This is a genomic window from Anaerosacchariphilus hominis (assembly GCF_014290175.1).
In the GTDB taxonomy this organism is placed as follows: Bacteria; Bacillota; Clostridia; order Lachnospirales; family Lachnospiraceae; genus Laedolimicola; species Laedolimicola hominis.
The window spans coordinates 236083-259776 of sequence record NZ_JACOOR010000006.1; the positions used below are offsets into that span (position 1 = coordinate 236083).

Genomic DNA, 23694 nt, shown 5'->3' on the forward strand with positions numbered 1-23694 from the left:
TGCTTTCAGGGTTTAACTTCTCTTCTGGAATTCGGTGCGGCATTTGGGGCAGGTTACGATGATTTTACCTTTGCCCTTGGGGACGCGGATTTTCTGGCCACAGGATGGGCACTTGTAGATGTGATGGGTTTTGCGGTCGGCCATGTCCCGCTTCCAGGTGTTCCACTTGTATTTCAGCTTGTTCTGCCAGGTCAGGAATTTCTGGTTCTCAGCGTAGCGGCGGTTGTAGTCTCGGGAAAACATGCGGTAATAACAGTAAGCGAGGATCGCCAGCACCAGGCAGACCAGGATGTTGCTGTGTATGAAGATATTCAGGATTACCAGGATCAGACATACTGCAGTTAAAAAACGGGATAGTTGGTCGGCGCCGTAGCGGCCTTGCATGAAACGCCTAAATTTTTCTCGCATAGTAAACTCCTTTTAAGACGGACGCTCTGCAAGGTTCAAAAATCATGTGTGCGGATGTTTCACGGGCACCCTGATTTTCTGAACCCCTCAGAGCTGATTTTTAAGATTAAGATTATGACAGCTCGAAGGCTCCGGTGTAGAGCTGATAATACTTGCCCTTCTGGGCGATCAGCTCCTCGTGGTTGCCACGCTCGATGATGCGTCCCTGCTCCAGAACCATGATCACGTCGGAGTTCTGAACTGTGGAAAGCCTATGGGCGATGACGAATACGGTTCTGCCCTGCATCAGGCTGTCCATGCCTCGCTGGACGATTGATTCGGTTCGGGTGTCGATGCTCGATGTAGCCTCATCCAGGATCAGGACGGGCGGGTCGGCGATAGCTGCCCGGGCGATGGTCAAAAGCTGACGCTGGCCCTGGGACAGGTTGCCGCCGTCGCCGGTGAGCATGGTATCGTAGCCCTGGGGCAGATGCCTGATGAAGCTGTCAGCTCCGGCAAGCATGGCTGCGCCTTTAACTTCACTGTCAGTGGCGTCCAGTTTGCCGTAGCGGATGTTATCGGCTACGGTGCCGGTGAACAGGTGGCTGTCCTGGAGTACCATGCCTAAGGACCGGCGCAGATCCTGCTTTTTGATCTTGTTGATGTTAATGCCATCGTAGCGGATCTTGCCGTCCTGGATGTCGTAAAAGCGGTTGATTAGGTTCGTGATGGTGGTTTTTCCGGCTCCGGTGGCTCCTACGAAGGCTACCTTCTGGCCGGGCTTCGCGTAAAGCCTGATGTCGTGGAGGACGGTTTTGTCCGGAGTGTAGCCGAAGTCTACGCCGTCCATGACTACGTCGCCCTTCAGCTCGGTGTAGGTGACGGTGCCGTCGTGATGGGGATGCTTCCAGGCCCAGGTGCCGGTACGCTCCGGAACCTCTACCAATTCACCGTCCTCGTAGCGGGCGTTGACCAGGGTGACATAGCCGTGATCCTCTTCGGAGGGCTCATCCATCAGATCGAAGATTCGCTCCGCGCCTGCCAGCGCCATGATGATGGAATTGAACTGCTGGGCGATCTGGGTGATGGGCTGGTTAAAGCTCCGGGTAAGCTGCAGGAAGGACGCAAGGCCGCCCAGGGTCAGGCCGCCGATCCCGCCGATGGCAAGCAGGGATCCCAGAATGGTTGTCAGAACGTAGTTGATGTTTCCGATATTTCCCATGATGGGCATCAGCACGTTAGCGTATATATTGGCATTGCTGGCGCTGTCGAAGAGCTTGTCATTCAGCTCCTTGAATTTTTCTTTGGCTTCTTCTTCGTGGCAGAAGACTTTGACTACCTTCTGGCCGTCCATCATTTCTTCGATGTAGCCGTTGACTTTACCGAGATCCTGCTGCTGGGCCATAAAGTAACGGCCGGACTGTCCGCCGATTTTCTTAATGACCTGTGTCATGACGAATACCATGACTACGATCATCAGGGTCAGGATCGGGCTTAAGTACAGCATGGACGCGAAGACACTAACGATGGTAATGGCAGAGGACAGCAGCTGCGGGATGCTCTGGCTGATCATCTGGCGCAGGGTGTCGGTATCGTTGGTATAGATACTCATCAGATCGCCGTGGGTATGGGTGTCAAAGAACGGAATGGACAGGGTCTCCATGTGGTCGAACAGGCCGTCTCTCACTTTTTTCAGGCTGCCCTCGGAAATCTGAATCATCAGGCGGTTGTACAGATAGTTGGAAAGTACGCCCACCAGGTAAATAACTGCCATGGTGGCAAGAGCTTTGAACAACGGGGCGAAGTCCGGCGCTGAGCTTCCAAGTAACGGTGTAATATAGTCGTCGATCAGGGACTGCAGGAATAAGCTGCCGTATACGTTGGCCAGGACGCCGACTACGATGCCGATGATGACCAGTACGCACTGGATCGGATAACCTTTTACAATGATGTCGAAGATCCGCTTCAGAGTCTTCATGGGATTTTTGGCTTTTGGTCCGTTTTTCATACCTCTGGGGCCTCCGGGACCGCCGGGTCTTTTATTGTTGCTCATTCTGCGTCACCTCCTTCGTTGTCTGTGGGTTTTTGCTGGGATTCGTATACTTCCCGATAGATGGCGTTTGTTTTCAGTAGTTCTTCGTGGGTGCCGATGCCGTTGATCTCTCCGTCGTCCAGCACGATAATCTTATCGGAATCCTGCACGGAAGAGATTCTCTGGGCAATGATGAGCTTGGTGGTATCCGGGATTTCTTCCCGGAAGGCCTTCCGGATCATGGCGTCGGTATGGGTATCCACGGCACTGGTGGAATCGTCCAGAATCAGAATTTTCGGCTTCTTTAACAGGGCTCTGGCGATGCAGAGACGCTGCTTCTGGCCGCCTGAGACGTTGCTGCCGCCCTGCTCGATCCAGGTATCGTATTTGTCCGGGAACCGCTGGATGAATTCATCGGCGCAGGCCAGCTTGCTGACGCGCACCAGTTCTTCGTCGGAGGCATTTTTGTCGCCCCAGCGCAGGTTTTCCTTGATAGTTCCGGAGAACAGAACATTCTTCTGAAGTACCATGGACACCTGATTCCGCAGAGTATCCAGGTCGTAGTCCCGGACGTCGATGCCGCCTACCCGGACGCTTCCGCCGGTCACGTCGTACAGTCTCGGAATCAGCTGTACCAGGGTGGATTTTGCGCTTCCTGTACCGCCCAGAATGCCAACGGTCTCGCCGGATTTGATATCCAGGTTGATATGGTTCAGATTCAGGTTGCCCTCGTCGTTCCGGTAGCTGAAGGTCACGTCATCAAAGGTGATGGCGCCGTTCGGCACTTCCGTCACAGCCCGCTCCTTGTTGGTCAGATCACTGGACTCGTTCAGCACCTCGCAAATACGCTCTGCAGAAGACCTTGCCATGGTCAGCATAACTGCTACCATGGCGATGAACATCAGGCTCATCAGGATGTTCATGGTATAAGTAAAGAGACTCATGAGCTGGCCCGTGGTCATATCGCCTGCCACGATGGTCCTGGCGCCCAGCCAGGACACGGCGATGATACAGGCGTATACGGTAAACTGCATGGTGGGCATCATGGCCACCATCAGCTTTTGGGCACGGACAGCGCAGCGGTATACAGCCTCCGAAGCCTTGCCGAATTTCTTCTTTTCATGCTCCTCCCGGACGTAAGCCTTCACCACCCGGATACCGGTCAGGTTTTCCTGGATGTCGGCATTCAGATCATCGTACCGATCGAACATGTCGCGGAAATATTTTCCCACGCGGCCCATCAGGAATACGATTACGATCCCTAAGAATACCAGAGCTACCAGGTATACGCAGGACAGCTTCGCGTTGATGATAAAGGTCATGGTCATGGCCGTAATCAGCATGACCGGCGCGCGCATGAGCATACGCATCATCATCTGAAACGCATTCTGTACGTTGGTCACGTCAGTGGTCAGACGGGTAACCAGTCCCGCTGTAGAGAAATGGTCGATGTTGGAGAAGGAAAATTCCTGAATGTGATTGTACATTCCCTCTCTGACGTTTTTCGCGAAACCTGTGGACGCGATGGCTGCCTGCCTGGCAGCAAAAGCTCCGCAGAACAGGGACGCAAAGGATACCAGAAGCATCACCAGTCCCATTTTTACCACATAATTTATGTTGCCGGTCTCCAGGCCGTTATCGATGATCACCGCCATCAGCATGGGGATGATCATTTCGAATATGACCTCGAAGACGATGAAAATCGGCGCTGAAATGGCCGTCTTTTTGTACTCGCCTATGTAGGCTTTCAATGTCTTCAGCATGTGTGTCCTCCTTTTATGATTCTTTACATGTGCTGCTGTAACTTTTCCTCTTCCGGTTCATCCGGGAAATGATGCTCTTTCTTCGCCTGATTTTCAGCGTCTGTTCCATCCTTTATTCCATCATTTTCCGTCATGGTCGCCAGAATGCGGTCCAGAAGCTCCAGAAGCTTCGTCTGCTCCTCATCTGTCATACAGTCGTAGATCCGATCGTCCAGATCTCTGGCCCCCTCTCCCATATCCTCCATCACCTGATTACCTTTTTCGGTCACTTCGATAATGCGGAATCTGCCGTCATCCGGATTGCGCCTCCGGGTGATATAGCCTTTTTCCTCCAGCCGGTTCAGAATACCGGTGACGGTGGGATTCTTCAGTTGAAGCCAGTACTCGATCTCCCGCTGGTGAATCTCCTTGTCCGGATTGCATTTCAGATAGCAGAGTACCTCCATCTGCACGCCGGTCAGATTGTATTTCTGAAGATTTCTGTCCCACAACTCGCGGAATTTGTTGCTGATAATGCGGATCCGCTTGCTGATCGGGCTAGGTCCCCTCCTCATGGGTCGCTCCTCCTTCTGTCATTATAAAACTATGAGTAACCCGCCAGGGTCTCATGCAGGCACGGACTCTGACTCTTTGCCTGTGAAAATAAATAGGATGCTATATAGTTTCCTATATAGCATCCTATATGTTATTACTTCCTTCTCAAAATGTCAATGAAATAAATCTAAAAAAAGTGTGAACAGCCGCATCCGCGTCATGTTTCCTGTTCCAGTATACACAGATATTTTTCTCTCTGCTCCTCCGGAAGTTCCAGGATCTTGAGTGCCTCCTCAGCCGTTATATGCAGGTTTTTCATTATATTTTTTACATTTTGTAAAACTGCTGCATCACGGCCTTCTTCCCGACCCATCTCACGGCCTTCTTCCCGACCTATCTCACGGCCTTCTTCCCGGCCTATCTCACGGCCTTCTTCCCGGCCTATCTCACGGCCTTCTTCCCGGCCTATCTCACGGCCTTCTTCCCGGCCTATCTCACGGCCTTCTTCCCGGCCTATCTCACGGCCCTCTTCCAGACCTATTTCTCGTCCTTCTGCCCGGCCGGCTTCCATGCTTTCTTTCTTCAGGTACTCTCTCGCAGCTATCTCATCATATTCTGTCAGTATCATCCTACGCACCTCCATCGCGCTTTTTTCCAGGATATCCGACAATACTTCCTTCCGCAGGCACTTTCGGATGCTGAACTCGGTCGCTTCCTCCAGGGACCAGCCATCACCCATATACCGGCGTATCTCTCCGATGAAATACGCGTACTCTGCCAGCCTGTGGCATTTACGCATCAGTTCGCGGTTCCGGCCCGCATTGATATTCAGCACCAGCGCCTTACACTCCAGGCAGGGCTCCCCTTCTTCCCGCTCCGGCTTTTCAAAGCAGTCGGAAAGCTTCAGTTCCACCCGGTCCGGCATGTCTCTTGTTCCATTGTAAAACACCACGTACCTGGGAAACGGAAGCTTCACCTGCCGGATGGTCTCGGAAATCTTAACGTTCCGCTCCTTGAGGTACTGATCGTACAACTCGCAGAAATAGAAAAATCCCCGCAGCGGCATATTTTCATTCCAGGTACTCTGATGCTCGTACAGATTCAGGGTAATCCGAAGCATAAAGGACAGGTCGTTTTTCATGCTCAGATAAATCACATCGTCCAGTGTCGTGATCTCCAGCTCGTCCGGATCCTCGTAATCCGTGTCATTCACTGCGTTATACAGATCCAGCAGATCCTCTTTATCCTGGAAAATGAACCGGAACAGTCTGTCCTTATGCTGATGATGTACCTTCTTTTGTGTATTCCTTGCTTTTCTCTTTGGTCTGGTCGTGGAAGTATTTCGGTTTCTGCTCATGCTATGTTTCTCCTCTCATTATACATGTTAAACCAGACGTCTTCAACTATAGTCTTCGACACTCATAGGCAAAGTCCTCCCCTTTTTTACATACTTTTCCCTTATGCAGTTGTACTTTTTCGGAATCTCTTTTCGATTGAAAATATGATATTCTGAACTTTATCCTTTGTAGATACAGCAATCTGCTGTGTAAACGTAAAATGTCGATAGCGTACTGTTTTGTCATCCGCTATCGACATTATATTACCAATTTCTGCTTATTTTGTCAATCTTTGCTGTTTTTTATTTCCCTCTGGCCGTCAGCCACAGGAACTTGGTATTCGTCACCAGATACCGCTTGAAGAGCCGTTTCGGGTCCTGAAGCAGGCGGTAGAGCCACTCCAGGCTCAGCTTCTGCATCCACATGGGAGCCCGCTTAATATTCCCGGCAAAGTAGTCAAAGCCTGCTCCCACGCCGATCATCAGGCCCTGTACCCGACCCTGGTGGGCCGCCATCCATCGCTCCTGCTTGGGCGCTCCCAGACCTATCCAGACGAAGTCCGCTCCCGACGCATTGATCCGTTCCACTGCCTGGGCGTCCTCCTCCGGCGTCAGGGCACGGAAAGGCGGGGACTCCAGTCCCACGATGTTCAGACGCCACTGTTCCTTCAGCTTCTGTTCCAGCACCTTCAGGGTCTCCGGCGTGCTGCCGTAAAAATAATGACGGTAGCCACATTTCTCTGACCGGTCAAAGATCTCACGCATCAGATCCGGGCCGGTCACCCGATCCGCTCCGGCGAAGCCGCGCTTCCGGCACAGCACCGACAAGGGCTTCCCGTCCGGCAGGGCCAGGGCTCCGCCGTTCTGGATCTTCCGGTACTCCGCGTCCTCGTAGCTGGTCACCGTAGTGTGTACATTGGAAATGCAGATATAATTCCCGCTGAGCTCCCGCAGATGCTCCTGAATATACGCAAGGGCCGCCTTCATGTCGATGGCCGCGATCCGGACTCCCAGAATCGGGCAGGTGGGCACCTCGCTGACAGGCAATTCCCGGACAGTCCCTTCTTTTCTAGCTGCTTCTTTCATGGCCTTACGCTTCTTTTTTCTCTTCGTGATATTCCTTCTCGGTATTGACGCTCCAGATATTCTTCTTATCCGTTCTGCCGCTCAGGATATTGTCCACTGCCTCGAAGGAGGTGGCCATGGAGTGATCCATGTTATTGTAACGGTGCTGTCCGTTCCGTCCCACGCAGTACAGATTCTCAAAGGTATCCAGATACCGGATCAGTTCGTCGATCTGATCGTAGGTATCGAAGTAAGCCGGGTACGCTTTCTTTACCCGCTCTCTGTGGGAATCCAGCACGTCCTTCTCGCTGGTGATGACGCCCATCTTTACCAGCTCGGAGATACCGAACTTCACCCACTCCTCTTCGCTCATGTTCCAGTACTTGTCGCCCTCGCTGCAGAAGTACTCCAGACCGATCCATACCTTGTGATCCGGGTCAGATACCAGATAGGGAGACCAGTTATTGAACACCTGGATACGTCCCAGCTTCACACCCACATCCTGCACATAGATCCAGCAGTCGGGAACGATATTATTCAGAGTCTTCAGCTTTGTCTCATTCTTCAGATTCAGCTTATCCACCAGAAGTCCTACGGTCACGAAATCACGGTAGGGAAGTCCCGCCGCGATCCGGCCCATAGCCTCCGGCACGTCGTTCATGCCTGCCACCAGATCCTTCACCGGCATGGAGGAAATGAATACGTCGCCCTCGATGGTATGCTCCTCGCCGTCCTGGACATAGGACAGGCTCTGTACACGGCCGTCCGCAGTATGGAGCTTTGTGACTCTGCAGCCCTTTCGGATCTCTCCGCCCATCTTTTCCACCTCGGCTGCCGCAGTCTCCCACAGCTGGCCCGGGCCGTACTTCGGATAGTTGAACTCTTCGATCAGGGAAGTCTGTACCTGATGCTTGTCCTGCTTCTGGGGCAGCAGCTTCTGGAAGTTATCCTTCAGGATGCCCATGATGGACAGTCCCTTGGTACGCTGGGCGCCCCAGGAAGCGTCGATCTCGCTGGGATGACGTCCCCACAGCTTCTCGGTATAGCCCTCGAAAAACATGGAGTACAGCTTCTTACCGAAGCAGTTGATATAGAAGTTCTCCAGGGAGTCCTCCGGCTTCTTGGCCACGGCCGCCTTCAGGTAGCTGAAGCCTGCCACCATGGTGGTAGCGAAGCCCATGTTCCTGATGGTTCTGGCATTCATCTTTACCGGATAATCAAAAAACTTCTTCTGATAGTAGATCCGGGATACACGGTTACGTGTCAGCATGACCCGATCCTCTTTCTCCGGATCCGGTCCGCCCTCTGCCAGGGGAATGGTGCGTCCAAGCACCTTATCGTCATAGGAGGGAGACCCCTGCAGGGGCATGATCTCATCCCACCATGCGGTGACCCGATCGTCCTTGGAGAAGAACCGGTGTCCGCCGATATCCATACGGTTTCCATTATAACGGACCGTGCGGGAAATACCGCCGATCTCCTGGCTTTCCTCCAGAATCAGTACCTCGTACCCGTCTGATTTCTTCAATAATTCATACGCCGCCGTCACACCCGCCGGACCGGCGCCTATAATCACTGCTTTCTTCATGTAAAGCTCCTTTTTTCCGTTTATTCTCTTACTGTTCTCTATGCTCCGGACGCCCTTCCGGGCTGACTCCGCGCATATTTCTTATATTGTACACGATTTCAGCAAGAATGTCAAAAAATAGTGCCGGACAGCGCCGACACTATTTTTATTTGATGCTCTGATTTGATTCGCTTGTTTAATCAGCCATCTTCTTCCGCTTCCGGTACATGACGATCAGCAGGATTATTCTCCAATATTCCACAAAATTTTCTCTTCTTGAACCGCGGGCCTTCCGATGCTATACTTTGCTTAATACTAAAAAGAAACAGGGGAGGACAGCCATGTACTATTTCATCGTGAATCCCGGTTCCCGTTCCGGCGCCGGAAAGAATGTATGGCAGAAAGCGGAACAGATTCTGGAACAGGAAAATGTGGAATACCGGGTATACTTTACGGGCTACCGGTATCACGCCACCCGGATCGCCCGGGAGATCACATCCCGTACCGACGGGGAGCGCGTCATCCTGGTGGCTGTGGGCGGCGACGGCACCGTAAATGAGGTGCTGAACGGCATCACGGACTTTTCCCGGGTTCTCTTCGGCTATCTTCCCACGGGCTCCAGCAATGATTTCGCCCGCTGCCTGGGACTTCCCACCGACACGGAGACGGCTGTCCGGAATCTCCTGCATCCTTCCCGGTTCGACCGAATCGATCTGGGCCTGGCGGATTTCGGCGACCGGAAGCAGTACTTTGCCGTCAGCTGCGGCTGCGGCTTCGACGCGGCTGTCTGTCATGAAGCCCTGTCTTCCCGGATGAAGAAGCTGCTGAACCGCCTGCATCTGGGCAAGCTCACCTACGCGGGCATCGCCCTGAAGCAGCTGGTTTTGTCCAGGCCCGGCCCCGTGACCGTGATCACCGAGGGAGGACGTGCCAGGACTTTTTCCCGGGCTTATTTTGTCTCTGCCATGAACTGTCCCTGCGAGGGCGGCGGCCTGCGCCTGGCTCCCCGGGCGGACGCTCATGACGGACTGCTGGACATCTTTGTGGTGAACCGGCTGAACCGGTTCTTCATCTCCCTGATGCTGCCCACGGCCTACGCAGGGCTCCACACCATCTTTCCCGGCGTCCACCTGTACCGGGCCCGGGCTGCGGAGTTCAAAAGCGCATCCCGCCTGCCGGCCCACACGGACGGAGAAGCCTATTTTCTGGAAAATGCTGTGAAAATAAGCTGTGTTCCCCGGGCTCTGGCTCTGATTTCCGCGCCGGACACGCATAAATTCTGATAAATTTCTTAAAATATTGTGAACCTGATTGAACCTGAAAATACTTTATGCTATACTGCGATCCAGATCAGAAACCGACTGAAATCATGATGAAACATGAAATGAAACTTTTGTTATCGCATCGTTATTGCATAAAGAAAGAGGATGAAATCATGAAAGCATTTTTTCACAAATATAAACATTCTTTCGTGCTGCTCTACGCTTTCATTTACCTGCCCTGGTTTTTCTGGCTGGAGAGCAGAGCAAACCTGCCCTACCACGTGATTCACGTAGGACTGGATGATAAGATTCCCTTTGTGGAGTACTTCATCGTACCCTACCTGCTGTGGTTCGCCTATGTGGCCGCCGTATTCCTATGGCTCTTCTTCCGGGGAACGAAAAAGGCCTTTTATCAGTACTGTATCTTCCTGTTCACGGGAATGACGCTGTTCCTGATTATCTCCACCCTGTTCCCCAACGGACACCTGCTGCGGCCCACCAGCTTTGAGCGCCACAATATCTTCACCGTGGCGGTACAGCTGCTGTACCAGGCGGATACTCCCACAAATATCTTCCCGAGTATCCACGTTTTTAACTCCATCGCAGCCCACCGGGCTCTGTCCAACGACCCGAAGCTTGGACAAAACCGCCTGATCCGCGGCGGCTCCTTTGTCCTGATGATTTCCATCATCCTGGCCACCATGTTCCTGAAGCAGCATTCGGTCCTGGACGTGGCAGCCGGTATCCTGCTGGCTACCCTGATGGACCAGCTGGTCTACCGCACCGACTTCGCCTTCTCCAGAGAGCGGGTATCGAAGCGGAAGCGGGAGACGGTCATCTGAAGCGATATGAGCTGAAGCTATATGAGCATATAAACCATGAGCACATAAAACCGGCTGGCAGACCAGGGAGTCCTGGTTTGCCAGCCGGTTTTTCTAAGGGTTCTAATTCTTTATTCTTTTTCGTTCTCCTCCGCGCTGTAAATGGCCTTACAGATGGTGATTTTTCTCTCATGGATATTGTCGAACAGTTCCTTCAGGCCGTCCAGTCCGACACGGTGGCTGATGAGTGCCGCCGCTTCCAGCCTGCCGCTCTCCAGCATCTCCACGCTGTAGCTCCACTCGTTCAAAGGCAGTTCTTCATAATAGGAATTCCATACGCCGGAAAGGAGGATTTCCTTTCGCAGAATGGAACTGTGATTCTTCAACTCCAGGGTAGTGTCACAGTGTGGATTCCCCAGAAGCACGATTCTTCCGCCGGTCCGCACGCATTCCACCGCACTATTCAAACAGGAACCGGTGCCGGTGCCCTCGATGGCCACATCCACGCCCCGTCCTCCGGTCAGTTCAAGGATAGCTTTCACACCGTCGGTCTCCCGGCTGTTTATCACAGTAAAGCCCCGTCCCCGGGCGAACTCCACCTTGATTTCATCGATATCCACCAGGATCACCTTTTTGGCTCCGAAGATCTCCGCCCACCGGGCCGATAGGATTCCGATAGGTCCGGCTCCGAAGACCACCACCTGCTCACCGCCCGTCACCTGACCGCGCCGCACTGCATGTTGGGCCACACAGATGGGCTCCACCATACACAGCTCTTCCATGGATACCCGCTCATCTTTTGCCGGAACCAGGTTCCACCGGGAGGGAATCAAACAGTACTCCGCAAAACCTCCGTCGCACCGGGAGCCCAGATAATTGTAATGGCTGCACTGGCAGTACTTACCGGTTCTGCAGGCCTCGCATTTTCCGCAGGGAATCAGTGGAAAAACTGCTGCCTTTTTTCCAAGCAGGTCCTCATCCGCCGGGTTTCCCACCTCAACGATGGTTCCTGCAAATTCATGTCCGATGGTCAGCGGATATACATGAGCTCCCAGATCGTACACCCTGGGCAAATCGGAACCGCAGATTCCGCAGGCTCCTATTTTCATCAGTATCTCATCTCCTGTGGGAACCGGCTTCTTCACCTCTTCCAGTCTCAAATCGCCGATTCCATGGAGTCTCAGTGCTTTCATATTCTTTCCTTCTTTCTACCGGCCGGAACTGACTTCCTGGCCTATAAACTCTCCAGCGCGCCCCGTAACCGCCGATAGATCCGCTGATGGCCCGCTTCGTTTGGATGAAGCCCATCGGGACAGTACCGTTTCTGCATGCACTCCAGCTGGGGCTGTATTCCGCTCCGGGCATAAAGATCCACCACAGAAATCCCATAATACTCCGCTGTCTCCCGGATGGCCTGCACAAAGTCCTTCAGCCTCCGTCCGCCCCGCTCCTCCACATAACGGTGAAGTGGCGTCATGAATACCAGTTCTGCCTCCGGGTACCGCTCCAAAAGCTTCCGTATCAGCACATGACAGGCCCCATAAAAGGTGTAGGGTGTCCGATCGCTCATGGTTCCCAGAGGCGCATCCCCATGGCCGAAATCATTGGTTCCTCCGAATACCACGATCACATCCGCCTCCGGCTCCATCCCGTCCACCCGGGAAATGAAGTCCTGATCCCATAGAGGATTCTCCGGTAAATGCTGCCTCGCGATCCGGGTTCCGCCGATGCCGTAACCCCGGGCCTCCAGAAGACCACAGTTTTGTTTCAGAAGATTCCAGTAGGCGTCCTCCACGGAAGCGATTCCCACTCCCTCGGTAATACTGTCGCCCAGAAAATTGATTCGTTTCCCTTTCAGTTCCATCCTATATCCTCTATTCCTGTCCTCTGTTTTTCAGCCCTTCTGTACCGCTTCGCTCCGGTAAGCCAGCAGCCGCTGCATCACATCGTCCCTGCCCCGGCCGAAATGGTCATGAAGCTCGGAATACTCTTCGTAGAGCTTATTATATACTTCCACATTCTCCGGATTCGGGAAGAAGCGCCTCTCGGACTTGAGCCCGATATGTCTGGCCGCTTCCAGGATATCATCGTAGCCTCCGGTCTCTTTTCCAGCGGCCACCGCCGCGTAAGCCGCGCTGCCTCTGGCGCATCCGTACATTCCGCCGCAAATCCGCAAGGGAAGATTCAGCACATCTGCGTAGATCTGCATCAGAAGCATATTCTTCTGGCTGATACCGCCTGTGGCGTAGATAGCGTCAATATTTACCCCATGTTCCCGGTAATTTTCTACGATTTTTCTGGTGCTGAAGGCTGTGGCCTCCAATAATGCCCGGTAAATATGTTCCGCCTTTGTCTGAAGGGTCATACCCACCATCAAACCGGTTAAAGACGAATTCAACAGAATGCTCCGATTTCCGTTCCACCAGTCCAGGGCTACGATTCCCGTCTCCCCGGGCTTCAACTCCGCCGCCTTTTCTGACAGATATTGCTGGCTGTCCTTGCTTTCCTTCTCCGCCTCCTGGGCATAATCCTCCGGCATGCAGTTCTTCACCTGCCACTCGAACAGATCCCCCAGGGCGCTCTGTCCCGCTTCGTAGCTGAAGAATCCCGGATAAATGCCCCCATAGGACATTCCGAAGATTCCCGGAACCAGATGTTCCTCTTTACTCAATATCAGGTGGCAGCCGCTGGTTCCCAGAACCGACAGCATTATATTGGTCCGGTCGATTCCCGCTCCTGCCACTCCCGCAAATGAATCTATAACAAACGGCGCTACCGCACATCCTTCCGGCAGTCCGAACCGCCGGGCTGCGTCGCCGCATACCTTTCCTGCTTCTTCTCCCAGTCCTATCATGGGATAATTCAATTTTTCCGATACATAGTTGGCCAATTCCGGATGAAGCTCCTCGTAAAACTCCCTGTCCGGATACCCGGTCTTCCAGTTACAAAAGCCTTTGTAACCGGCCGCACAGATACTTTTCTGCAGCTTTCCGCAGAGAATGGCTGTAATCCAGTCTCCCGCTTCTATATAATAGTCTGCGGCCCGATATACCTCCGGCGCACAGTGCAATGTTTCCAGTACTTTACTGATGGGATACTCGCTGGTAATCCGATTCCCGTAATATCTGACCCATTTCTCGTCCCGACGCTTGATCACTTCGTTAATCTGATCCGCCTCTTTTCCCGGCGAATGATGCTTCCACAACTTCACATAAGCATGGGGGTTCGACGCGAACTCCGGCAGCGTGCACAAAGGTGTCAGATCTTTTTTTATCGGTAAATAGGTGGAGGAGGTGAAGGACGCCGCCACTCCGATGATGTCCTCCTGTCTGAGTCCCGACAGCTCCATTGCCTCCGGTACCGCATGCTCCAGGGCCTCCAGATAGTCCATGGGATGCTGCAGGGCGTAGTCCTTGCCCAGCTTCGTTCCGTCGGGAAGCTGCTCTGTCATGGTGTCATGGGGATAAACATACATGGCTGAAGCCTTCAGTTCCCCTGTCTTTACATTGATGATAACCGCTCTTGCGGATCCGGTTCCAAAATCGATGCCTATGGTATATTTCTCTCTTGTATTCTCGCTCATATGCGTTCCTCTTTTTCTGCAAACCTCTGCTGCCCTTCTTCTGCGGTCCGTTCCATACATTTCAGGAAAATCGGATACATGTGCCGTGTAATCAGAAAAGCGGTAAACGAAACTGCTATCAGAGTCAGTGGCGGAACCAGGTAGCAGGCTGTCACAGCCACTGCTATCGTCAGAATAAATGCTGCCGTTGACAAGAGATATTTAAAGGAAATACCCAGGGCATTTACAAAGCACTGGGCCGTGCTCTGCTCAAAAAATGCCAACAGGGGATAGATATAGATACCTGTAAAGCTGTACAGTACGCCGAACAGTACCAGAAAAAGTAACAGGGATCGGCTGGCGGTCAGATATTCCAGACCCCGGGTCTGACAGAGATGGTATACAACCATTCCCACATCCACAGCCAGAAATAAATATATCATTCCGATGAATACACCCTGCTTCAGATTCCCCGCGAAGGCTTTTTTATACAGCTTCCATGTGGACGGCCCGTCTCCGCCATCCTGTCTTCTCTTCAGTAGTACATAATAGACTGCTGTGGTAGACGCGCCTATGGTGACAACCGGCAGCGAAGTAATCAGCCACATGGTATTCAGGATAAATAAATCCGCCAGCAGTGAAAAGAAATCTCCCACTTTTTTTATTCCCAGTTTCTTCATAACTCCGCCGCCTTTCCGTCACACTTGGTTTATAGGATGTAATTTGATAGCTTTTCCGTTATTTTCGTTACGGTCTTCCTTCGTGGTCAGCCAGAATCTCTTCCACGTTTGCTCTCTGCTCTTCCAGTGCTGTCTTCGGATCCTCTGCATCGTAAAATACTGCGTCCATAAATGCGGTCAGATCCTCTACCACGTCGCCGGATGCCTCGATAAGGTAATCGGTTACGATGGTATCCAGATACTCATGCGCTCTTGCCCAGTCTGCGTCATTTGCAGCCTTTGCTTTCAGGAGCTCGGTATTCTTTACAGTGCCGGAGCATGCCAGGTAACCAGTGTTGTCGTCAAAGTAAGCGATACCGTCCTCTGAGGTATACAGCCACTGCATGAACTTCCATGCTGCGTCCTTGTGCTGAGAGCTCTCCAGCATTACCATGGTGTTTCCACCGTAGGGAACTGCGTAATGTACCTTTCCGTCGATCTCATGTCCCGGAATCTGTGCGATTTCCATGTTCACACCGGACTCCTCACATGCGGAGCGGATCTCATTCAGAGCGCCTACAGACTGTACCAGGAACGCGCACTCTCCGCCGGAGAACCAGCCCTTGATGGTGTTTGCGCCTTCAGTGGTGGGAGCCGGACGGAAGGTATCGTCCTTTACCATGCCCTGAAGCAGGTTAAACGCCTCTACTGCGCTGCCATTGTCCAGACAGTCAAGCTTCAGGCCGTCCTCAGAGAAGACCGGTCCGCCGTAGGTCTCAACCATCATCCAGAAGTACCAGATATCTCTGGGCTGTGAGAATCCGAAATCACTGTAGCCGCCGTCTTTTAACTTCTTACAGGTATCCGCCATCTCTTCCCATGTCTTCGGAACTTCCAGACCGGCCTTATCCAGAATATCGGTGTTCACGTACAGAACCGGTGTGGAGCATCCCATGGGAAGGGCGTTCAGCTTCTGTCCGTCCTCGCTCAGATAATCCGTATAGAAGCCCTCTACGAAGTCATCCAGAGTAACACCGCTCTCATCTGTCATATAGTCCAGCAGATTCGCGGTCACGTCGTCCTGGCTCAGAATAACGACCTGGCCGGAGCCCATCTGAAGCAGATCCGGTCCTGCGCCTGCCGCGATATCCGCAATGGTCTTCGCTACAGAATCGGTGTAGCCTCCCTGATAGGTTCCGATAACTTCTACTTCATCCTGGCTCTCGTTATACTTTGCGATCATCTGATCCAGAACTTCTCCGTTTTTGCCGGACATGGAATGCCAGAAGTTGACGGTTTCCTTTCCATCTGCTGTGGCCGTGGTGTCGGCTGTGGTGGTGTCTCCTGTGTCGGCTGTGGTGCCGCCTCCGCCGCACGCTGTCAGTCCCAGTGCCATGCTCAGTGACAGTGCGATTGCAAGACTCTTTTTCATTTTCATTTGAATCCTCCTTTTATTTTTTATATCTAGATCCGTCCCGCGGTTCTATTCTCTTAGTTATACAGTTACTTAATTCCTGAATAGGTAAAGGAATTGATGATAAACTTAGATGCAAAAATGTAAATCAGCACCAGCGGCATTACCAGGAACATATTTCCTGCCATGATGACATTCCAGTTGTTGTTGCCCTCCGCGTCCTTCAGGGCCGCGATTCCCACGGTCAGGGGTCGGACTGCGTCGGCTCTGGTCATCATCAGCGGCCAGAAGTAATCATTCCAGTGTCCCACGAAGCTCAGCAGCGCAATGGCTGAAATAGCCGGTTTAGACATGGGAAGCATGATTTTTCCCAGTATCTTCAGTTCGGAAGCATTATCCAGACGGGCTGCCTCCAGCAGCTCATCCGGCACCTGCATGAAATACTGCCTCAGCAGGAAGATTCCGAAGGCGTTGGTCATGTGAGGAAGAATCTGGGGAATCAGTGTATTCACGAGTCTCCAGTCTCCCATCATATAGTAAACAGGGAGGAATGTTACCTGTACAGGCATCATAAAGGCCACAAGTACCAGTCCGAAGAGGAAGCCTCTTCCCTTGAATTTAAACTTTGCGAAGGCGTAAGCTGCCGGAACCATCACCAGTGACTGCAAAATCACGATGGAGAAGATGATGATAATGGAGTTCTTCAGGTAGAGCCCGAAGGGAGCCATATTCCAGGCTGTCACAAAGTTCTGCCACTGCGGGCTGGCCGGTATAAAAGTAATCGGAGCCCGGCTGGATTCTGTCGCCGTCTGCAGGGAAATCGATATCATCCACAGAAAGGGAAATAAAAAGATAAGACAAATCAATATCTTTGCAATCACCCCAATAAAACCGGCAATCTTCTGTTTTTTCTTATACATACCTGCCTCCTTATTGGTAATGAACTTTCTTGGACAACAGTGCGAAATACAGAATGGTCAGGATTCCTACGATGATGAACAGAACCGTTCCTCCTGCAGCCGCACGGCCGATGTCGTATTTGGTGAATACCTGCTGGTACACGTAATATACCAGGGAGTTTGTGGAGTTATTGGGTCCGCCTGCGGTCATGACGCGGATGGTTTCAAATACCTTGAAGCTTCCGATAGTCATGATAATCAAGGTGAAGAACAGCTGCGGGGAAATCAGCGGAATGGTGATTTTCCGCAGGGTCGTCAGCTTGCTGGCGTCATCCAAGGCCGCCGCCTCGTAAATGCTGTCCGGTATGCTCTGCAGGGAGCCCATGATAATCACGGTGTAGTATCCGATGGCCTTCCACACTGCCACCAGGATGACCGACATCAGCGCCGTGGACGAGCTCTGAGTCCATTGGCACCGCTCCAGTCCCACCGCCACCAGGATTTCGTTCAGAAGACCGTTGTTCACGCCCATCATCTGAGCAAAGATCAGACCTACGGAAATCATGGAAATGATATGGGGCAGGAACATGGCCGCCTGGGTAAACTTGCTGAATTTATCCTTCTTTCTTCCCAGCCAGATGGCCAGAACCACTGCGCAGAGCATAATGAATACTACGGTCCATAAGGTGTAAATTCCTGTGTTCTTCAAAGATTTTACAAAATCCGTGGAGTGGAAAATCTTCACATAATTCTTCATGCCCACAAATTTTGTCTTGGCCGGATTCAGCTGGTTCACATCATAAAAGCTCCAGAAAACCATCTTAATGGCCGGATAAACCGTGAAGAGCATAATTCCGAGTATGGCCGGCGCTATCAGCAGATATGGCTTCAGAATCCGCATGATATGACGGCTCTTTTTATTCTTTCTGCCTTTTTCCATCACATCGCCCCTACTTTCCCCATATAGGTCTCATAGCCATCGTCCTGCTGCCTGATCCGCATCTCGTCCTTTCCGAAAATGTAGATCTTCTCCCTGGGAACATGGATCCAGACTGTCTCGTCCACTCCATGGGAATCGTCTCCTGACTTGACCACAAAGGTATCCTGCTGCTCGTTCCGGATAGTATACAGGGTCTCACTTCCCAGCATCTCCCGGGCTGCGATGGTGCCCTGCATCTTGAACCAGCCGTCTTCCTTCTCCTTGCTCATGATGGCCGCCTCCGGCCGGAATCCGAAACAGGAACCGTCCTCAAAGGCTTTTACGTTCATGGCCGGAGAACCGATGAATCTGGCAGTAAACAGATTATCCGGATCCTTGTACATGACGGAAGGAGAAGCCATCTGCTGGATCTTGCCCTGATTCATCAGTACAATAGTGTCCGCCATGCTCATGGCCTCCACCTGATCGTGAGTTACATATACGAAGGTGGTCTTCAGCTTCTTATGAAGCTCGATAAGCTCCACACGCATCTGCACTCTCAGTTTGGCATCCAGGTTCGACAGGGGCTCGTCCATCAGGAATACGGACGGGTTCTTTACGATGGCCCGGGCCAGTGCGATTCTCTGTCTCTGGCCTCCGGAAAGCGTTCCCGGCTTCCGATCCAGATATTCAGTCATGCCTACCTTCTCGCAGGCCTCTTTCACTCTGCGCTCCCGTTCTTCCTTGGGAATTTTCTGATTCTTCAGTCCGAATTCAATATTGTCCCGAACTGTCATAGTGGGATAGATGGCATAGTTCTGAAATACCATGGCTACTCCGCGCTTTCCCGGCTCAATATCTGTTACATCCTGATCTCCTACCAGTACCTCTCCGGAGGTCTGTGGTCCGATTCCCGCAATCATACGCAGCAGTGTGGTCTTTCCGCAGCCGGAAGGGCCTACCAGGACCGTAAAGGAACCATCCTCAATCTTCAGGTCCAGGTCCTTGATCACTACTGTTTTGTCAAATTGCTTTGTTACATTTTTAAATTCAATCGAAGCCATTATCACCTCTCCTTTCTCAAACATCCCTCTCTTATTTGTTCCTATAATTCTTCCACATACACGACTCCCTTCATCGCTTTCACGATGCCAAGAATTTCTCTGTGGGTATGACTCTTCTGCCCTTTCAGCGTCACAATGAAAGAAACGGTATGACTTGCGATAATTTCATCGTGTTCCATTTGTATATTGCTGGGTTCCATATCCTGGCCCCGTATGTACCGCAGGAAGTCTCCCAGCGGCGTCTTCTTGTTCAGCTCCACATACAGCTCCACTACACGGGTGCGGCTGTGCATCCGGTTGTCCAGGGTATGCAGGCTGTTCAGAATCAGGAAAATCATCAGGGTACTGGCGATGGCCACCTCGTAAAGTCCCAGACCCACAGCCAGTCCCATACAGGCTGAGGCCCAGAGACCCGCTGCCGTGGTCAGTCCCTTAATCTGATTTCTTGAAGTCACAACGATCGTTCCCGCTCCCAGAAAACCGATTCCACTGATGACCTGCGCTCCCATTCTGACCGGATCGCCTGTGCGGTACGCCTGATATACATACTGGTTGGTCATCGTTACGATACAGGCTCCCAGGCACACCAGCATATAGGTTCTCAGACCGGCGGGCCTGTTTTTCATTCCCCGCTCCAGTCCCAGCATTCCACCCAGTATAAAAGCTAAAAATCCTCTTATCACCAGTGACAGAGGTGTCAGCTCACGGATTTCCGTAAGCCCCGCTGTCCAGTATTCCATCTATCTCTTCCACCACCTGATCTGTCAGCTCCTCCAGCAGATCCAGATCCCACAGCATCTGCAGAATCGTATATCTGGCACGAATCTCCTTACAGTAAAGCAGTGTATTCCGAAGCATCTCCCTGTTTACCCCAATCTGGAATGGGAAACAGGGTGCTCCCAGCTCTGACATTCTGTGGATGATTTCTCTGGAGGTAGGAAGCTCATTTAAAAGCTCCAGAATGGTCTGCCAGGATTCTTCCATCTTATCAATGCGCTTCAGACGTCCTGTGGTCTCATTCTTCTGACTCTTTTTCTCCATCTCTATGACGCCCGGCGCAGCCGGACCGTAGGCCTCTTCTATCTTCTTACACCATTTATCAAAGTCGTAGGCCTTTGCCGCTTCGCGGGCCCGTTCAAAATCGACCTGAGGCAGCTTCCGCAGCCGCTCGGTCAGTCTCAGAATCAGGATGGTTCCCACTCCTACCTGATGGCCATGGGGTGCTGGTTTCTCTCCCTTCTGCTCAAAAATGGTCTCGAAGTAATGAGAAATATGATGCTCACAGCCGGAAGCCGGTCTGGAATTGCCTATCATGCTCATGGCCACACCGGTAAATACCAGGCCTTCCATGATATCTCCGATAACCTGCGGATTCCGATCCTTCACCTTGTCCGCATTCTCCAGAACGCCTCTGACGCAGTGGTCCACCATCTCCACGATGGTTTCGCAGTAATATTCATCATTAATTAGCTTTGACAGCTTCCAGTCACAGAGGCAGGTGAACTTGCCCATCAGGTCGCCCAGACCTGCGGAAATCAGGGAATAGGGCGCGTTCTTAAGAATCTCTGTGTCGCCGATAATGAATTCCGGTGTCCGTACCTCAAAGGTGGTCTTCAGATTGTCCACGGTCAGAGCAGAGATACTGGACGCAAAGCCGTCCATGGGCGCCGCCGTGGCGATGATTCCGTAGGGAAGTCCCATCTTGAAGCTGAAATAGCGACACATGTCGTTGATGGAACCGGTTCCCACACCGATGACCACATCCCGGTCTTCCTTAATATGAATCAGAATCTCTCCCAGCGTTCCCTCATCATAGGCTAGGTGATTGACCACATGGAAACATACATCCATTCCGGCGACTTCCAGCAGTTCTCTCGCTTTGTCGCCCGCTATCTTCTTCGTTACGCTGTCGCACACCAGGTAGACATTTTTCCATCCTCTGCTTTTTAAAAGCTCCGGCAGTTTTCCGATGGCATCTTTCTCTACAACAGCAGCCTTCAGGGCCGCTGTATGGGTGCGTCCGCAGGAACAGGAAAAGGTATGATTCAGACATTCCGGTAACGTCATAGCTGCATTTAATTCATGTAAGTCTGACATTTCTCATTCCTCCTACTCTATAATGTCGATACCTCTGAGAATCTTCATGGCAGGTCTGGGGTCATTGACGGTAATCAATGTGCTTCCCTTTGCGATGCTTTCCCGTACCTGCTCTTCTGTGTCTTCACACCAGCTCCATGGGTCGATTCCCTTCTTCACATATTCCGCGCAGAGCTCCTGGCTCAGATCCTTCAGCGGAATTCCCACAGCGTAATAATGCTGTTCTGTTTCTTCATCTGCATCCTCTACCATATAAAGTGGGAAACCCTGGGTCTTTACGCCGTATTTTTTATGGGCCAGGGTGGTGACTGCTCCGCTGAAGCTTGCGATGACGCAGCGCTCCAGGACTCCGTAATGATCCAGGGTCTGGATAGTCTTGTCCAGGGCCTCAGGCCGGTAGTCCTTCATCTCCACATTAAGTACCATCTTGGTATCCTGTACCAGCTCCAGCAGTTCCTCCAGTCTGGGGATGTACTGTCCTGCGTACTTTTCATTGAACTTGATTCCCGCATCCAGCTTCCGCAGATCTGCGTAGGAATAGGTCTCGATATTTCCGGTTCCATTGGTGGTACGCTCCAGCATCTCGTCATGATGCAGCACCAGCTGTCCGTCTGTGGTCAGATGTACGTCTGTCTCGATTCCGTCCAATCCGTACTCCACAGCCTTCCGGAATGATAACATGGTGTTCTCCGGATAGAGGGCACGCACGCCTCTGTGTCCCATAATGGAAATGTTTTCTCTGCTCTGATCCCAATACATTCTTTTTCCTCCCGTTTTTTAACTTCTTTATTTTATCTGTTTATATAATTTGTTTTTTTAAGCAACTTTATTAAACGTTTTTATTATAGTAGTTTATTATTTGTAATTTGTCAATATGTTTTTTCATATTTTTCACTTATTTTTCGTTATTTTTTTCACCTGTTTTGAAGTTATTTAGCTTTGTTTTCGTCATTTTATCTATTCTTACCCACTTTCTGGTGTTTTTGGGTATTATTCACAAGACTTATCTCCCATTTTTAGAGATTATTCTTGGAAATGCCTATTGCATAAAATTGGGAAATCTTATATGATTAATTAAATCACTTTTATAAAATGTGGAGGGGGAATTTAATATATGGAAAGGAAAAAGTCAACAGAAATGGAACTCAGAAAAATTAACCGCTCCAATATTTACCATGAGTTTATGTCTCATAACTCTCTGACAAAACAGGATCTGGTATTCAAACTGAATCTCAGTCTTCCTACTATTACAAAAAATATAGATGAACTACTGGCGGACAAGCTCATCGAGAAATCTGGTTCTCAGGGTAATACCGGAGGACGCCGGGCCACCACCTATTCCCTGATCCGGGATGCGCGGATCGCTCTTGGGATTGACGTTACCCGGAATCATATTACTATCGCCGCTCTGGATCTGACCGGAACCATTATTACTTTCCGACGCTACCGGCTGTCCTTTCAATCCACGGATCTGTATTTCCAGAGTGTAGGAAAGACCCTGGAAGCCTTTATCCGGGACAACCATCTGGATGAAAGCCGGATTCTGGGGGTCGGAATCGGGCTTCCCGCTCTGGTAGACGCAGATCGGAGACATGTATTTTTCAGCAAGATTCTTCCCATTCAGGAAAATATTTTGGAGGATTTCAAAAAATATATCCCCTATCGGGTAGATCTTTTTAACGACGCCAAGGCTGCCGCCTTTGCCGAGACCTGGGGAAATCCCAATTTTAAAAATATGTTTTATCTGATGCTAGCCAATAACATCGGTGGTTCCATCATCATCAATCATACTATCTACAGCGGAGACAATCAGGAGAGCAGCGAGGCCGGCCATATCCAGCTGGTTCCCGGCGGACGGCTCTGCTACTGCGGCCAGCGTGGCTGCGTGGACACCTACATCTCTGCCACGGTTCTCTCGGATTTAACCGACGGGAATCTGGAAGCCTTCTTCCAGGAGCTGCGGAACGGCGATCCGAAGCTTGTTGAAGAATGGAATACCTATCTGGATCACCTGGCAGCCACCGTAAACACAATCCACGTTCTTCTGGACTGCAATATCGTCCTGGGCGGCTATGTGGGCGAGTACATGGGGCCCTATATCGATGATCTGCAGGCGCGAGTGGTAAAACTCAGCACCTTCTGTGACAATGCGGACTTCCTAAAGCTCTGCTCCTACAAAAAAGAGGCCATTGCGGCAGGCGCGGCCATGCGGTTTATCGCGGATTTTACAGATTCGGTGTAATGCTCGGACAGGATACAAAACAAAAAAGGGACTGTCGCTTTATAGATGGTGATTCATCTATATTGCGATAG

General features: G+C 51.5%; 21 protein-coding genes. 3 read left to right on the forward strand and 18 right to left on the reverse strand.

What is annotated here, in order from left to right:
• Positions 1-12 precede the first annotated feature (12 nt).
• The 7 genes from H8S44_RS11755 to H8S44_RS11785 form a co-directional block, all read right to left on the reverse strand.
• A complete protein-coding gene (locus H8S44_RS11755; protein ID WP_186872327.1) occupies positions 13-408 on the reverse strand; it encodes a hypothetical protein in 396 nt (131 codons plus the stop codon).
• A 112-nt stretch (positions 409-520) separates the two neighbouring features.
• Positions 521-2440, reverse strand: a complete 1920-nt coding sequence (locus H8S44_RS11760) for an ABC transporter ATP-binding protein (protein ID WP_186872326.1) — start codon at positions 2438-2440, stop codon at positions 521-523.
• Positions 2437-4182: an ABC transporter ATP-binding protein gene (locus H8S44_RS11765; RefSeq protein WP_186872325.1), complete on the reverse strand. Its 1746-nt coding sequence runs from the start codon at positions 4180-4182 to the stop codon at positions 2437-2439. The genes H8S44_RS11760 and H8S44_RS11765 overlap by 4 nt, the downstream gene beginning before the upstream one ends.
• A gap of 23 nt (positions 4183-4205) precedes the next feature.
• Positions 4206-4736, reverse strand: a complete 531-nt coding sequence (locus H8S44_RS11770; protein WP_186872324.1) for a MarR family winged helix-turn-helix transcriptional regulator — start codon at positions 4734-4736, stop codon at positions 4206-4208.
• Between the two features lie 197 nt (positions 4737-4933).
• Complete coding sequence (locus H8S44_RS11775; RefSeq protein ID WP_186872323.1) at positions 4934-6073, reverse strand: RpnC/YadD family protein; 1140 nt, start codon at positions 6071-6073, stop codon at positions 4934-4936.
• Between the two features lie 282 nt (positions 6074-6355).
• Positions 6356-7138: a WecB/TagA/CpsF family glycosyltransferase gene (locus H8S44_RS11780; protein WP_186872322.1), complete on the reverse strand. Its 783-nt coding sequence runs from the start codon at positions 7136-7138 to the stop codon at positions 6356-6358.
• Between the two features lie 4 nt (positions 7139-7142).
• A complete protein-coding gene (locus H8S44_RS11785; RefSeq protein WP_186872321.1) occupies positions 7143-8705 on the reverse strand; it encodes an NAD(P)/FAD-dependent oxidoreductase in 1563 nt (520 codons plus the stop codon).
• Positions 8706-9025: 320 nt separating this feature from the next.
• On the opposite strand from H8S44_RS11785, the gene H8S44_RS11790 reads away from it, so the two are divergent.
• Positions 9026-9967, forward strand: a complete 942-nt coding sequence (locus H8S44_RS11790; protein WP_186872320.1) for a diacylglycerol/lipid kinase family protein — start codon at positions 9026-9028, stop codon at positions 9965-9967.
• A gap of 152 nt (positions 9968-10119) precedes the next feature.
• Positions 10120-10788 carry a phosphatase PAP2 family protein gene (locus H8S44_RS11795; RefSeq protein WP_186872319.1) on the forward strand — a complete coding sequence of 223 codons (669 nt, stop codon included), beginning with the start codon at positions 10120-10122 and terminating at the stop codon, positions 10786-10788.
• A gap of 110 nt (positions 10789-10898) precedes the next feature.
• On the opposite strand, the gene H8S44_RS11800 is transcribed toward H8S44_RS11795, so the two are convergent.
• From H8S44_RS11800 to H8S44_RS11850, 11 genes are all read right to left on the reverse strand, one after another.
• Positions 10899-11960 carry a galactitol-1-phosphate 5-dehydrogenase gene (locus H8S44_RS11800; protein WP_186872318.1) on the reverse strand — a complete coding sequence of 354 codons (1062 nt, stop codon included), beginning with the start codon at positions 11958-11960 and terminating at the stop codon, positions 10899-10901.
• A gap of 41 nt (positions 11961-12001) precedes the next feature.
• A complete protein-coding gene (locus H8S44_RS11805) occupies positions 12002-12631 on the reverse strand; it encodes an SGNH/GDSL hydrolase family protein (protein WP_186872317.1) in 630 nt (209 codons plus the stop codon).
• A gap of 30 nt (positions 12632-12661) precedes the next feature.
• Complete coding sequence (locus H8S44_RS11810) at positions 12662-14350, reverse strand: ribulokinase (protein ID WP_186872316.1); 1689 nt, start codon at positions 14348-14350, stop codon at positions 12662-12664.
• On the reverse strand, positions 14347-15009 hold the full coding sequence (locus tag H8S44_RS11815; RefSeq protein WP_186872315.1) for a YesL family protein: 663 nt from the start codon (positions 15007-15009) through the stop codon (positions 14347-14349). The genes H8S44_RS11810 and H8S44_RS11815 overlap by 4 nt, the downstream gene beginning before the upstream one ends.
• Positions 15010-15076: 67 nt before the next feature.
• Positions 15077-16426 carry an ABC transporter substrate-binding protein gene (locus H8S44_RS11820; protein ID WP_186872314.1) on the reverse strand — a complete coding sequence of 450 codons (1350 nt, stop codon included), beginning with the start codon at positions 16424-16426 and terminating at the stop codon, positions 15077-15079.
• A gap of 65 nt (positions 16427-16491) precedes the next feature.
• On the reverse strand, positions 16492-17322 hold the full coding sequence (locus H8S44_RS11825) for a carbohydrate ABC transporter permease (RefSeq protein WP_186872313.1): 831 nt from the start codon (positions 17320-17322) through the stop codon (positions 16492-16494).
• A gap of 10 nt (positions 17323-17332) precedes the next feature.
• Entirely contained in the window at positions 17333-18241 is a 909-nt protein-coding gene (locus H8S44_RS11830; RefSeq protein WP_243167589.1) for a carbohydrate ABC transporter permease, read from the reverse strand.
• Positions 18241-19284 (reverse strand): ABC transporter ATP-binding protein, encoded by a 1044-nt coding sequence (locus tag H8S44_RS11835; protein WP_186872312.1) that lies wholly within the window; start codon positions 19282-19284, stop codon positions 18241-18243. Before H8S44_RS11835 ends, H8S44_RS11830 begins: the two co-directional genes overlap by 1 nt.
• 41 nt (positions 19285-19325) lie before the next feature.
• Complete coding sequence (locus H8S44_RS11840) at positions 19326-20024, reverse strand: MgtC/SapB family protein (RefSeq protein ID WP_186872311.1); 699 nt, start codon at positions 20022-20024, stop codon at positions 19326-19328.
• Positions 19987-21381, reverse strand: coding sequence for a sn-glycerol-1-phosphate dehydrogenase (locus tag H8S44_RS11845; RefSeq protein ID WP_186872310.1), 1395 nt, complete (start codon positions 21379-21381; stop codon positions 19987-19989). Before H8S44_RS11845 ends, H8S44_RS11840 begins: the two co-directional genes overlap by 38 nt.
• Positions 21382-21393: 12 nt before the next feature.
• A complete protein-coding gene (locus H8S44_RS11850; RefSeq protein WP_186872309.1) occupies positions 21394-22140 on the reverse strand; it encodes a glycerophosphodiester phosphodiesterase in 747 nt (248 codons plus the stop codon).
• Between the two features lie 379 nt (positions 22141-22519).
• Between H8S44_RS11850 and H8S44_RS11855 the strand changes: the two genes are divergently transcribed.
• Positions 22520-23623, forward strand: coding sequence for an ROK family protein (locus H8S44_RS11855; protein ID WP_186872308.1), 1104 nt, complete (start codon positions 22520-22522; stop codon positions 23621-23623).
• Positions 23624-23694 lie beyond the last annotated feature (71 nt).

Excerpts from the sequence above, each read along its gene's own strand:
- H8S44_RS11755 (WP_186872327.1), bottom strand. The coding sequence starts at position 408 with ATGCGAGAAAAATTTAGGCGTTTCATGCAAGGCCGCTACGGCGCCGAC.
- H8S44_RS11760 (WP_186872326.1), bottom strand. The coding sequence starts at position 2,440 with ATGAGCAACAATAAAAGACCCGGCGGTCCCGGAGGCCCCAGAGGTATG.
- H8S44_RS11765 (WP_186872325.1), bottom strand. The coding sequence starts at position 4,182 with ATGCTGAAGACATTGAAAGCCTACATAGGCGAGTACAAAAAGACGGCC.
- H8S44_RS11770 (WP_186872324.1), bottom strand. The coding sequence starts at position 4,736 with ATGAGGAGGGGACCTAGCCCGATCAGCAAGCGGATCCGCATTATCAGC.
- H8S44_RS11775 (WP_186872323.1), bottom strand. The coding sequence starts at position 6,073 with ATGAGCAGAAACCGAAATACTTCCACGACCAGACCAAAGAGAAAAGCA.
- H8S44_RS11780 (WP_186872322.1), bottom strand. The coding sequence starts at position 7,138 with ATGAAAGAAGCAGCTAGAAAAGAAGGGACTGTCCGGGAATTGCCTGTC.
- H8S44_RS11785 (WP_186872321.1), bottom strand. The coding sequence starts at position 8,705 with ATGAAGAAAGCAGTGATTATAGGCGCCGGTCCGGCGGGTGTGACGGCG.
- H8S44_RS11790 (WP_186872320.1), top strand. The coding sequence starts at position 9,026 with ATGTACTATTTCATCGTGAATCCCGGTTCCCGTTCCGGCGCCGGAAAG.
- H8S44_RS11795 (WP_186872319.1), top strand. The coding sequence starts at position 10,120 with ATGAAAGCATTTTTTCACAAATATAAACATTCTTTCGTGCTGCTCTAC.
- H8S44_RS11800 (WP_186872318.1), bottom strand. The coding sequence starts at position 11,960 with ATGAAAGCACTGAGACTCCATGGAATCGGCGATTTGAGACTGGAAGAG.
- H8S44_RS11805 (WP_186872317.1), bottom strand. The coding sequence starts at position 12,631 with ATGGAACTGAAAGGGAAACGAATCAATTTTCTGGGCGACAGTATTACC.
- H8S44_RS11810 (WP_186872316.1), bottom strand. The coding sequence starts at position 14,350 with ATGAGCGAGAATACAAGAGAGAAATATACCATAGGCATCGATTTTGGA.
- H8S44_RS11815 (WP_186872315.1), bottom strand. The coding sequence starts at position 15,009 with ATGAAGAAACTGGGAATAAAAAAAGTGGGAGATTTCTTTTCACTGCTG.
- H8S44_RS11820 (WP_186872314.1), bottom strand. The coding sequence starts at position 16,426 with ATGAAAATGAAAAAGAGTCTTGCAATCGCACTGTCACTGAGCATGGCA.
- H8S44_RS11825 (WP_186872313.1), bottom strand. The coding sequence starts at position 17,322 with ATGTATAAGAAAAAACAGAAGATTGCCGGTTTTATTGGGGTGATTGCA.
- H8S44_RS11830 (WP_243167589.1), bottom strand. The coding sequence starts at position 18,241 with ATGGAAAAAGGCAGAAAGAATAAAAAGAGCCGTCATATCATGCGGATT.
- H8S44_RS11835 (WP_186872312.1), bottom strand. The coding sequence starts at position 19,284 with ATGGCTTCGATTGAATTTAAAAATGTAACAAAGCAATTTGACAAAACA.
- H8S44_RS11840 (WP_186872311.1), bottom strand. The coding sequence starts at position 20,024 with ATGGAATACTGGACAGCGGGGCTTACGGAAATCCGTGAGCTGACACCT.
- H8S44_RS11845 (WP_186872310.1), bottom strand. The coding sequence starts at position 21,381 with ATGTCAGACTTACATGAATTAAATGCAGCTATGACGTTACCGGAATGT.
- H8S44_RS11850 (WP_186872309.1), bottom strand. The coding sequence starts at position 22,140 with ATGTATTGGGATCAGAGCAGAGAAAACATTTCCATTATGGGACACAGA.
- H8S44_RS11855 (WP_186872308.1), top strand. The coding sequence starts at position 22,520 with ATGGAACTCAGAAAAATTAACCGCTCCAATATTTACCATGAGTTTATG.